Below are 12,601 nucleotides of genomic sequence, written 5' to 3' on the forward strand. Positions count from 1 at the left end.
GACGATGTCCTTGACCTCGTCGCCGCGCTGGAGGACGTGAACCGGCTTGTCCATGCCGACGAGCATCGGGCCGATGGCCTCCGCGCCGCCGAGGCGCTGGAGCAGTTTGTAGCCGATGTTGCCCGCTTCGAGGTTCGGGAACACGAGGACGTTCGCGGGGTCGTCGAGCTCCGCGAAGTCGTAGGTGTCGGTCAGCATCTCCTCGACGAGGGCGGTGTCGGCCTGCATCTCGCCGTCGACCGGGAAGTCGACCTCGGGGTCGGCGTGCAGTTGCTCGACGGCGTTTCGGGGCTTGCGCGTCCCCTCGTTCGTGACGCTCCCGAAGTCCGAATACGAGAGGAGCGCCGCGCGGGGTTCGACGTTGAAGCGCCGCGCGAGCTCGGCGGTGTGTTTCGTCACCTCGGCGAGCACGTTCTCGTCGGGGTCGAGGTTGACCGTCGCGTCGGCGCAGAAGATGACGCGGTTCCGGAACGTCAGCATGTAGACGCCGGCCGCGTAGTCGGCGTCGTCGGCCGTGCCGATAATCTGGAGCGGCGGGCGGAGCGCCGAGGGATAGTGGTGCGTGAGGCCGGTCAGCATCGCGTCCGCGTCGCCCATGGCGACCATCACGCTGGCGAAGTAGTTCGAGTCGCTCCGCACGAGTTCGGCCGCCTCGGTCCGGGTGAGGCCCTTGCGCTGGCGGCGCTCGTAGAGGTGGTCCACGTAGTGGTTCCACTCGCCGCTTTCGGGGTCGGCGATGGTCGGGTCGAAGTCGAGACCGAGGTCCTCGGCGGTCCGGAGAATCTCCTTCGTCCGGCCGACGAGGATGGGCTCGGCGATGCCCTCCTCGACCAGTTGGCTCGCGGCGCGAATCATCTTCTCGTCTTCGCCCTCGGCGAGCACGACGCGCTTGGGGTTCGACGCCGCCTTGTTGAGGACGACGCGCATCATCTCGCGGGACTTGCCGAGGCGGGCTTCCAGCTCCTCGCGGTAGTCATCGAGGTCGCGCTCGCGGCGGGCCGCGCCGCTCTCCATGGCCGCCTCGGCGACGGCCGGCGTCACCTCGTAGAGGACGCGCTGGTCGAGCGGCTTGGGGATGAGGTAGTCGGGACCGAACTGGAGGGGGCCGTCGCCGTAGGCCTTGACGACCGCGTCGGGCACGTCCTGTCGGGCGAGGTTCGCCAGCGCCTCGGCGGCCGCGCGCTTCATCTCCTCGTTGATTTCGGTCGCGCGCACGTCGAGCGCGCCGCGGAAGATGAACGGAAAGCCGAGGACGTTGTTCACCTGATTCGGGTAGTCCGAGCGCCCCGTCGCCATGATGACCGTGTCCTCGCGGGCCGCTTTCGCGTCCTCGTAGGCGATTTCGGGCTCCGGGTTCGCCATGGCGAAGATGATGGGGTCGTCGGCCATCGACCGCACCATCTCTTGGCTGACGATGCCGCCGACCGAGAGGCCGACGAGCACGTCCGCGCCCTCGATTGCGTCTTCGAGGTCGCCGTCGTCGACGCCGCGGGCGAACGGCTCGGCGTACTCGTCGAGTTCGCCGGCCTCGGCCCGCGACTCCGAGAGGACGCCGTCGATGTCGCACAGCGTGATGTTCTCGTGGGGGATGCCCAGCGAGACGTAGAACCGCGCCGTCGCGGTCGCGGCCGCCCCCGCCCCCGAGAAGGTGACGTTCAGCGACGACAGCTCCTTGTCGGCGATGTCGGCGGCGTTCAGGAGCGCCGCGCCGGAGATGATGGCCGTGCCGTGCTGGTCGTCGTGGAACACGGGGATGTCCATCCGGTCGCGCAGGGACTCCTCGATTTCGAAGCACTCGGGGGCCTTGATGTCCTCCAAGTTGATGCCGCCGAACGTCGGCTCCATCGCGGCGACCGACTCCACGAACGCCTGTGGGTCGTCGTGGTCGAACTCGACGTCGAACACGTCGATGTCGGCGAAGCGCTTGAACAGCACGCCCTTGCCCTCCATCACCGGCTTCGACGCCTGCGCGCCGATGTCGCCGAGGCCGAGCACCGCCGAGCCGTTGGAGACGACGCCGACGAGGTTGCCCTTCGCGGTGTACTCGTAGGCGGCGTCTTCGTCGTCCGCGATGTCGAGACACGGCGCGGCCACGCCCGGCGAGTACGCCAGACTCAGGTCGCGTTGGGTGTTCGTCGGCTTCGTCGTCGCTATCTCCACTTTCCCCGCGGGCGGACGCCGATGGTAGTCTCGGGCGTCGTCTTCGAGCGTCATTGCTCGTGATGGGTACGGTCAGGTAAGTAGACCCTTCGCTCCGACAGCGCCTCGTCAACGAGAGTCACACGATACGACCGCTCGTCGCGCTGTCTCTCCGTCGAGGAATCGGAGTATACGGGCTGGACGGTGCGTTCGCGGCCGATGGCCCCGTCAGCAGTCCGTTCCACCCCGCGACTCGCTCACTCACCGAAGCGCTTCGTGCGGCATCGTGTAGAGCTGAACGTTCTCCGCTATCGACACCTCCTCGAACTGACTCTCCGTCGCGAACAGGTCCGAAACTGCGTCGACTTGCTTGATGGGATAGATGTGTTTCGCGTTCCCGTAGCCGTGGTACACCTCGACCGGCACGGCGAACGCCACCTCTCCCTCGTCGACCTCGACTGTCGAGCCGAACGTCAGCTCGTCGTCCTTGTCGGAAACTGTACAGATAGTTGACGGCACCGCGTCCCCTGCATCGTATCTGTCTTTGACCATCCGTTGACAACCCACACTATTTTTCATTATCCTGAGCAGTGTCTCTCCCCGCCCACTCTCCGGGACCGAACTGCTCAGGTTTCAGCCACATATCCAACGAGCACCGCCATAACTATTACTCAACCAACGGAACTATATGTGTGGTTGATACGTTTGGCGGGCGCGAGTCGGTGCGTCACCGAGTCGCCGCGTCGTAACCGACCGACGGGCCGCCGGTCTCGAAACGAGGCTCGCAATGCGTCTCTCCGGCGGGAATGGGTGACCGATTCGAGACCTGCGGCTATCCCCCGAAAGGGAACCCACGCGTCAACCGTCGCGGCACCGAGAGAGCAGTCTGCCAGCTGTCCAGTCCGGTCGCTTGCATGTTGGCGTGTCGCGGGCCGGCCGGTCGATGGTCGGATTTCGGACAGTTCGGCTCGCGTACACCCCGTCGGTGCGGCGTCGAACTCAGCGGAGGGCGTCGTGCGGAATCGTGTAGAGGCGGACTCCGTCCGCGGCGGTCATCTCGTCGGGTTCGCCGTCGATGACGAACAGGTCGGAGACGCGTTCGATCTGTTCTGTCGGGTAGACGTGCCTCGCGCTTCCGTAGCCGTGGTACACCTCGACCGGCACGGCGAACGTCAGCGCGTCCTCGACACCGAGAGCCGAACAGATGTCCGTCGGGACGGTTTCGCCTGCTTCGTATCGTTTGTTGGCCATTCGTTGACAACCCACAGTTCGTGACGACTCTGAGCAGTATCTCACCCCACCACCTCTTGAGAGATTCTGTCGAGCTTCGACTACAACTCCAACGACCACGATGATAACCGTTACCCAAACGCGCGACGGCGACTGACACGCGGCTGAGACGACGCGCGTCTGCGGCTGAGGCGCGCCATCAACATACCTACAACGCGAGCGCCCCGTGTTCGCGCGCGTCGCCTCCCCGACGCGTGCGTCTTCGAGCGCTCGCGAACGCGTCAGACGGCGTTGCCGGTCAGTGTGATACCTATATGTCCGTTATACCTCTGCGACCGCTCGAACGGCGTCCGTCGTCGGTTCGCAGTGGCTCTCGTGCCGCGCGACAGCCGACAGCGGGCGATGTCACCGCTATTGTCACTGACAGTATCTCTGGGTTCGTGACCGCGGTGGCCACGCTGGGGGGTCGCGCCACGGGGCGTCGATTTCGACCGCGTGAGGACCGCCCGCGACCACGAATCGATTTTTCAGAAAGTTTTCCATTCAAAAGTATTATGGCGTTCGTATCTGTTGAGTGAGACATGAGTCGTTACCGCAGGCTCTCCCAACAAGGGTTGAGTCTTGCACTCACTCTCATCGTGGTTTTCTCGGTTATCGCAGGCCCAGTGTCTGCGAGCGTCGGGACCACCACCGGTGAGGCACAGCTGGGGGGACCGCCCGCTAACCAACTCGACACGGTCGACGACGACCAACTGACACAGGCGTCGGAGAACATCAGCGTCTGGGACGGCGCGTTCCTGACGCTCCGGCCCGACGACACCGACCCGCGGCTCGATTCGGCCGCGGCGTATCAGGTCCAGTCGGTCAACACGTACGTCCGGCAAGACGGGACGGAACAGTCCCTCCGAAAGAACCCGATGTACGTGTACAACGTCGGACAGGAGGTCCCGTTCACGTTCGCCGGTTCGAACGCCGGCGCTCCCCGCGCCATCGAGGACCAGGACGTCCAGCTCGTCGCGGCCAAACTCGAGAAGGGCGCGTCGATTCCCCGGAGCATCTCCGGCGTCGCTGAGACGCTCACCAGCGACGACAGCGTGACCTCCTCGGTCGTCGGCGAGACCACGGGCGCGGCGGACGACAACTCGTTCGCGTTCACGCCCGACGAGTCCGGCATGTGGATGTTCGCGGTCGTCACCGTCGACGACGGGAACGGCTTTTCGGACACCAACGGCGACGGGAACCTCGAAACCGACGGCAACGTCACGTTCGTCGGCGTCGACGCCCTGCCGGTCCAGCAGGGGTCGTCGTCGGTGAGCGCGCCGTCGCCCGCGGGCAACGGCCAGAACGTGACGGTCACCGTGGACGCCTCGTCGCTCGACGCGACCGAGGTCAGCCACACCGTCGCAATCTTCAACGAGTCCGACCTCTCGAGCTACGACCAGACCATCAACGCGACCGACCGGTCGAGCATCTCCCTCGAAACCGAAATCGCGCGGGTCAACGGGACCAGTCAGATGCCGGCGGACACGAACGTCATGGGCGTCACTCCCGGTTCGCAGTCGTTCGTCGGGAGCCAGACGGCGATGTCGATTTTCGACCGCTTCAACGACAGCACGTCGCAGTTCGACGGCGTCCGCGTCGTCAGTCCCGGCGCGACCGTCTACGGTTCGGCCGTGACCAAGGTCGCGGGCAACCGGACGACCGTCGAGGTCCCCATCCCCGACGGAGCCACGCCCGGCGACTACGTCGTGATGCACGTGGCGACGAACCAGTCGGGCACCGAGTCGGTGACGAACCGCGCGCCGCTACAGGTCGCCCAGAGCGTCCAGCTGAACCTGACGGCGAACACGACCACGCCCGTCGCGGGCGACGACGTCGAGTTCACCGTCACGCGCGAGGACACCGGCGCGGCCGTCCAGAACGCCGAAGTCACCGTCGGCGACACGACCGTCCAGACGGACGCCAACGGCGTCGCGGTCGTCACCGTTCCGACGGCCGGCGAGTACGACGCCATCGCGTCGAAGAACGTGACGAACGGCGAGGCGTTCGCCGACGCCACGCTCGCGCTCGACGTGTTCGAGCCGGCGACCTTCGAGTACAGCAACCTCACCGTCGAGCCCCAGCAGGTCCTTCCCGGCGACGAAGTGGTCGCTAACGCGACCGTCGAGAACGTCGGCGACGTCAACGGGAGCTACGAGGCGGCGATCACCGTCGACGGCGAGGCGCAGTCGCCGTCCGACACCGGCGAGCTCCAGCCCGGCGAGTCGACCGAGGTGAGCTTCACCACCTCGTTCGAGGACCCCGGAACCTACGACGTCTCCATCGACGAGCTCTCGACCGACGACGCCGAGCTCGTCTCGCGGACCGTCCGCGTCATCGCGCCGGCGAACTCGAGCGTGACCGACGTCAGCGTCGAGCCGACGAGCATCAACACGACTGAGCGGTACACCGTCTCGGCGACCGTCGAGAACACCGGTGGCCGCTCCGACTTAGTCCGGCTCACGTACACCACGACCGACGACGAGGGCGACACGGAGGTCTACAACACCACCCGAACCGTCGTCGTGGGCGCCGATTCCACGGTCACGAGGAAGGTGACCGCCCTCGCGCCGACCGCGCTCGGCTCCGACGACGTCGGGAACTTCACCGTCGCCGTCAACGGCGTCGAAGCGGATTCGACGCTGACGGTCACGCGGCGCGACCGGCTCCCGCCGACCGTCCGGCTTCCGGCACCCGCACAGGGCGCGGTTCCCTTCGGGACGCCCATCACGCTCAGCGTGAGCGACGAGTCGGACATCAGGCGCGCGACGTACAACTTCGGTAACGGCCCACAGCCGCTCTCGCTCGACGCCAACGGGAGTGCGACCGTCCCGACCGGCGACCTCGACGAGGGAGAGACGACGCTGACGGTCAACGCGACCGACACGGCCGGGAACACGATCACCCGGACGTTCACCTTCGACTTCGTCTCCTCGCCGCGCGTCACGAGCGTCGGGCCGACCGACGTCGCCGGACCGTCGAGCACTATCTCGGCGTCCTTCGCGGACGACCGCAACGGCGACGCGGAGTCCGGAATCAACGCCAGCGCGACGAGGCTTGTCGTCGACGGCACGGCCGTCGACCTCTCGGACGCGACGACGAACACCAACTCGACGCTCGAAATCAACGTCTCCGAACTCGGCGTCCCGCTCGCCGAGGGGCCGACGACCGCGAAACTGACCGTCGTCGACGAGGCCGGCCACGCCACCTCGCGGTTGTTCGAGTTCGAGTACGACGAGACCGCGCCGACCGCGAGTCTCACGCTCGATCCCGACTACGTCGAGGACGACGAGGACGTGAGCGCGAACAACCCCGTCGACATCACGCTCGACAGCGCCGACGACAACCTCGAATCCGCGGCGTTCGTCGTCCGTGACTCGGACGACGAGGCGGTCTACACGCGCGACGTGACCTCGCTCGCTCGTTCCACCGGCGAGTTCGAAATCGAGTGGGACGGCACGAACGACGACGGCGCGCTCGTCGCCAGCTGTTCCTACAACCTCACGCTCGTGGGCACGGACGCCGGCGGTAACACCGGCGTCGCCAACGCCACCGTCTGCGTGGACAACGAGGAACCGACCTACGACGTGTCGGCCGTCGACGGGACGACGGACACCGTCTACACGAACGGTAGCGTCAACGTCACCTACAGCACCTCGGAGAGCGTCACCGTCGAGTACGCCTTCGAGTCCGGCTCGGGCGTGACGGCGACGTTCGAACGGACGCCCGACAGAACGCCGGACGGCGAGACGAGGAACCACACGCTCGACGTGGCCTCGGAACTCCCCGACGGGAGCTACACGCTGACGGCGACCGCGACCGACCTCGGTAACAACGACGTTACCGTGGAACGGTCCGAGCCCGTCGTGGTCGACACGACCGACCCCGGCGTCACCGCGACGCTCAACACGACCGCGTCCGGTAACCTCTCGGTCAGCGTGGCGAGCACGGAACCGCTCGCCGACACCCCCGACGCGGAACTCACGTACCCGAACGACGACGTCGAGTCGCTGACCCTCACGCGGGTCGACTCGACGACGTGGACCGCCGACCTCGCCACGAACGAGTCCGGCGAGTACGCGCTCGACGTGACGGGGACCGACCGCGCCGGCAACACCGCGAGCGACTCCAGTACGGCGACCGTCACGAGCAACGACTTCTCCCAGCAGTCGACGCTCCTGCTCGTGAGCTCGAGCGGCAACACGTTCGTTCGGATTAACGCCAGCGACGACGCGGACCTGCCCGCCGGGCAGACCGTCGTCACGCTGACGGACACGAACATCCCGCCGAACGCCCTCTCGCAGGGCACGGCGGCGACGAGATACCTCGAAGCCAACGCCGGCCTCACCGAGGACCAGATCGAGGACGTCACCTACGGCTTCAGCGCCGACCTCGACACCTCCGGCAACGGCTTCTACATCGTCTACATCGAGCGCGGCGGCACGCGAGTGCTCCCGACGACGCTCCAGACCGACCCGTTCGGCCTGACCGGTGACTACTACACCGCGACCCGAACCGGCCTGTCGACCTACGGCGCGGTCACGAACGACACGGAAGCGCCGACCATCAGCTACGACGACCCGACCGAGGGCGCCGAGTTCTCCGAGGCCAACAACACGGTCTCGGTGAACGCGACGCTCTCCGACAACGTGGACGTCAACGCGTCTTCGGTGTCGGTGACGGTCGAAAGCGACGGCCAGCTCAGGGACGTGACCGACGACGCGACGGTCACGAACGAGTCGGTCAACTACACCGCGCCCGGCCTCCCGCCGGCGGACTACACCGTCACTATCGAGGCGTCCGACACGAACGTCACCGCCAACACGGCGACCGAGCAGGTCAACTTCACCGTGCAGGACGACCGGGAAGCGCCGACGGTCACAGCACTCGGCCCGACCGACGGCACGACCTTCCCGTTCGGCACCGACACGGTGGAACTCAACGCGACCTACGAGGAAGCGAGTGACGCGGTGAACGACACCGGCGTCGACGCGGAGAACGTCACCGTCCTGTACGACGGACAGGACATCACGGCCTCGGCCGCGCCCGACGCGACCGGGTTCGACACGACCGTCTCCGTGGACGGAAACGAGACGCACAACCTGACGGTTCGCGTGCCCGACAACGCCGGTAACACGGCCGTCCGCACGGCGAACTTCAGCGTCGCGGACGACGACGCCGAGCCGACGGTCGAGATTTCCAACCCCGCCGAGGGCGACGAACTCTCGAACACGACGACCTCGGTCAACGTGACCGCGAGCGTCGACGACGCCGAAAGCGGCGTCAACCTCAGCTCCGTGACCGTCACCTTCGACGGGACCGACGTCACGAGCGAGGCGAACCTCGACGACCTCTCGAACATCCGGCTCAACGAGACCGGTCTCGAACCGGGCACCAGCCACAAGGTGTCCGTCTCGGCGGCCGACCGCAGTGGGAACGAGAACGCCTCGACGGTGAACTTCACCGTCGCGCCCGACCTGACGGCACCGAACGTCACGCGGGTCAGTTCCCGGAACGCCACCTTCGAGAGCGACGCTAACTTCTCGGTCGAAGTGAACTACACCGACCCCGAGAGCGGCATCGACGCCTCCGCGGTGACGATTCTGCTCGACGGCGAGGACGTGACCGACGACGCGACGGTGTTCCCGAACCCCGGCGCGACGCTCGACCTCAACTCGTCCGAAATCGACTCGGGCGACCACCAGCTCAGCGTGCGCGTCACCAACAACAACGGCGACACGACCACGAACGACACGACGTTCTCGGTCAATCAGGGCCCGGACATCTCGGTGACGTCCGTCACGCTCGACCCGACGAGCGCCCAGACCGGCGACCAAGTCGAGGTGACCGCGCAGGTCGAGAACTTCGGCGACGAGTCCGGCTCGACCGACGTCGGCGTCACCGGCACCAGTCAGGCGGGCACCACCGACTTCGGCGTCACGAAGTCCGTGACCCTCGCCACCGGTGAGAACCACTCCGTGAACTTCGTCATCAAGCCGACGAACGCGGGCACCTACACGGTCGCGGTCAACGGGACGACCGCGACGAACGCGCTCGACGTGAGTTCGCCGAGCGCCGACATCCAACTGCTCGGCGACTCGTCGGCCAGTCCGACGTCGCTCCTCGAAGGCGAGGAGACGACCGTCACGGTCAAACTCGGTAATCTCGGCGGCGCGAGCGGCAACGTCTCCGGCGACGTGACCCGGAACGGAACGACGGTCGGGAACATCTCGACCTCGCTCGCCTCCGGCGCACAGCGGACGTTCACCTTCACCGACACCCCGCCGGGAACCGGCGACTACGTCTACGCGTTCAACGGCACGACCATCGACACGGTCACCGTCTCGGCGCGTGCCCCGGCGTTCAGCATCGACGCGGGCGCGAGCACCATCTCGCAGACGACCGTGGACACCGACGAGACGTTCACGGTCAGGGTGCGCGTGAACAACACCGGCACCGCGGAGGGGACGTACACCAAGGCGCTCACGGCCGGCCGCACGACGCTGGCCACCGAGAGCGTCACCGTCGGCCCCGGTTCCTCCGGCACGCTGACGTACAGCGTCTCCATCGACGACGCCGGCACGTACGATCTGCGGGTCAACGGCGTCAAGATTGGCAGTATCACCGTCGAGGAAGCGAACGTCGGTGGTGGCGGCGGTGGCGGCGGCGGTAACAGCCTCCCCCACGACGACACGACCGACAGCGACCGGCTGTTCTCGGCGCGCGGCTTCGACGCGCAGTTCGACGGCGGGCAGGGCGTCTCCGCGGTGAGCATCACGTTCAGCCAGCAGACGACCGGTGAAATCACCGTCAGCGAACGCTCGGGGCTCCCCGGTAGCGTGGGACAGCCCGGCGGCACGGCCGTCAGCTACGTGCGCATCGACGTGCCCGACAGCGCGCGCGACCGCCAGTCGACCCTCCGGTTCACCGTCAGACAGAGCCGGCTCGACGAACTCGGCGTCGAATCGTCCGACCTCGTGGTCCGGCGGTTCAACGAGGACTCCGGCTCGTGGGAAGACCTCGAAACCCGCGTCGTCGACAGCGGTGACGGCGCGGTCGTCATCGAGGCCGACACGCCCGGCTTCTCGTACTTCGCCGTGACGTCGCGGCAGGTCGTCACGACGACGACCCCGACCGACGACGACACGACGACGACGCCGGACGGCGGCACCACCACCACGGCGTCCAGTACGCCCGGCTTCGACGACGAAACGTCGACGACCGCGAGCGGCACGACCGACTCCCCCGTTCCCGGATTCGGCGCGGCGCTCGCCGTGGTCGCGCTCCTCGCGGCCGCGCTCCTCGCGGTCCGCCGGAACGACTAACGACCGCACCGCGCGGTTCGTCTCTCCTTCGTTTTTTTTCGACCGGACCAGCGCCGCCCGCGGTCGGCGCGGCGAACTGCCTACAAGCTTTTACCACCGGTCAGCAAAACGAACGATGATGCTACGACCCCGCGTCTCGATTCCCGTTCTCGTGGTCGCCGCGATGCTCCTCGCGGCCGTCGCGCCCCCGGCCGTGGGGGCCAACGGGGACTACGATATCGATATCGACGGCTCCATCGACACCGTCGACAGAACCGTCTCGACCTCGCAAGGCGAGTTCACCGTCACCCAAGTCGGCCGCGCAGACGCCGGCGACGCCGTTTCGGTCTCCGTGGACGCGCCGAGCGACAGCGACTACACGATCACGATTCTCGACTCCGAACAGCGAATCCGGCGGTCCGCGTCGGCGACCGGTGACGCGGACCGCGAGTTCGGCACCGGCGGGCTCGACCCCGGAACCTACGCCGTCGTCGTCGGCAACCAGTCGACAGAAGAGGTGTACGCCGGCGAACCCCTCGTGATTCGCGCCTACGCGGTCTCGACGCAGGCCGCCGGGAGCGTCGAGCAGTCGGACGACCTCGACGTGACCGTCGAACTCGACGAGGTCGCGTCGGGCGAGTCAGTCGAGGCCGTGCAGGTCGTCCTCGCGGACGACTCCGAGAACGTCCGCGTCGACGCCTCGGCGGTCAACGACACGCACTACTCGGCGTCCGTCTCCACCGACGACGTTGATTCCGGCGACTACTCGCTGTACGCGGTCGTCCGCGGCGACGACCGGGCCCTCGGTGAGAACGAGCTCATCGGCGTGAGCGACGCCTCGACGGTCGAAGTGACCGAACAGACGGACGACACGTCGACGCCCGACGAGGGCTCCGGCGGTGCTGGCGGTGGCGGCGAGGACGACGCCACGACGACCACCACCGAGTCCGACGACACGTCGACGGCGGCGACCGACACCGCCGAGTCGACGGCGACGACCGACGCCGCGGATACCACGGCCGACGACGAGACGGGAGATTCCACCGAGTCGACCGACACGTCGACGGCCCAGACGACGACCGACAACGTCGTGACGCCCAACGAGTCCACCGCGACGGCCCAGTCGACGACGTCTTCGGAAGTTCCGAACACGGCGCCGTACCTCCTGTTCGGCGCGCTCGTCGTCTTCGCGGTCGGCCGGCGACTCGTCGGCTAATCAGCGCCCGCGTCACCCGCCGCTTTTTCTTCGCCGCGCCGCCGGGCTAGCGCTCCGCGCGCGCTCGCCGACGGTCGAGCCGGTTGACCGCCCAGATACCGAACGCGACGGCGGCGAGGGCGTACTGGAAGTTGTACCGCGGGTCGCCGAGCGATTCGAGCACGCGGACCCACGGCGGAATCGAGTCCGAGGCGTAGTCGGTCGCCGGGAACAGGGGCCACAGGAGGAACTGCATCGAACCCCAGTCGCCGGCGAGAAGCGCCCGGTAGGTGTCGCCGAGGTAGTGCGAGAGCGTCGCGACGACGAGGGCGGTCGCGTGCTCGTCGTAGCCCAGTCGGTGGCCGACGCCGACGAGGACGACGAGCACCGGAAGCATCACGAGAAGCGAGTGGCCGAGCGAACGGCCGCTGACGAGGACGCCGTAGTACGCGAGCGGTTTGTCGATGAGGTCGGGCAACTGCGAGCCGACGAGCGCGGCGACCAGCGTCCACCCGGTCGGAAGCGGGCGGCGACGGCCGACCCGGAAGAGCGCGACCGAGAGATATCCGAGGGCGAGGTGGCCGATTGGGAACACTACCGAGGTGGACGACGCCGAGGCTATTCAACCGTGTGGACGACGCGAGCCGGCGCGCCCCCGCGAATCTGGACGTTCGTCGAGTCGCGTCGGCCTCGC

General features: G+C 67.3%; 6 protein-coding genes. 2 read left to right on the top strand and 4 right to left on the bottom strand.

The features are described 5' to 3' along the window. The 3 genes from C438_RS09500 to C438_RS09510 all read right to left on the bottom strand — a co-directional run. Nucleotides 1–2,214 (bottom strand): NADP-dependent malic enzyme (locus C438_RS09500; protein ID WP_004969150.1); only part of this gene is annotated, 2,214 nt, incomplete at its 3' end. A gap of 186 nt (nucleotides 2,215–2,400) precedes the next feature. After that, nucleotides 2,401–2,691 carry a hypothetical protein gene (locus tag C438_RS09505; protein ID WP_049917928.1) on the bottom strand — a complete coding sequence of 97 codons (291 nt, stop codon included), beginning with the start codon at nucleotides 2,689–2,691 and terminating at the stop codon, nucleotides 2,401–2,403. Between the two features lie 447 nt (nucleotides 2,692–3,138). After that, nucleotides 3,139–3,390: a hypothetical protein gene (locus tag C438_RS09510; RefSeq protein WP_004969155.1), complete on the bottom strand. Its 252-nt coding sequence runs from the start codon at nucleotides 3,388–3,390 to the stop codon at nucleotides 3,139–3,141. A gap of 617 nt (nucleotides 3,391–4,007) precedes the next feature. On the opposite strand from C438_RS09510, the gene C438_RS09515 reads away from it, so the two are divergent. Together C438_RS09515 and C438_RS09520 are read left to right on the top strand one after the other, a co-directional pair. Continuing rightward, nucleotides 4,008–10,733: a PGF-pre-PGF domain-containing protein gene (locus C438_RS09515; protein WP_049917930.1), complete on the top strand. Its 6,726-nt coding sequence runs from the start codon at nucleotides 4,008–4,010 to the stop codon at nucleotides 10,731–10,733. Between the two features lie 115 nt (nucleotides 10,734–10,848). Next, nucleotides 10,849–11,928: a hypothetical protein gene (locus tag C438_RS09520; protein ID WP_004969157.1), complete on the top strand. Its 1,080-nt coding sequence runs from the start codon at nucleotides 10,849–10,851 to the stop codon at nucleotides 11,926–11,928. 46 nt (nucleotides 11,929–11,974) lie between these two features. Here the strand turns inward: C438_RS09520 and C438_RS09525 are convergent, their stop codons facing one another. Beyond that, nucleotides 11,975–12,502 carry a metal-dependent hydrolase gene (locus tag C438_RS09525; RefSeq protein WP_004969158.1) on the bottom strand — a complete coding sequence of 176 codons (528 nt, stop codon included), beginning with the start codon at nucleotides 12,500–12,502 and terminating at the stop codon, nucleotides 11,975–11,977. Between the last annotated feature and the right edge of the window lie 99 nt (nucleotides 12,503–12,601).

This window comes from Haloferax denitrificans ATCC 35960 (assembly GCF_000337795.1).
Taxonomy (GTDB): Archaea; Halobacteriota; Halobacteria; order Halobacteriales; family Haloferacaceae; genus Haloferax; species Haloferax denitrificans.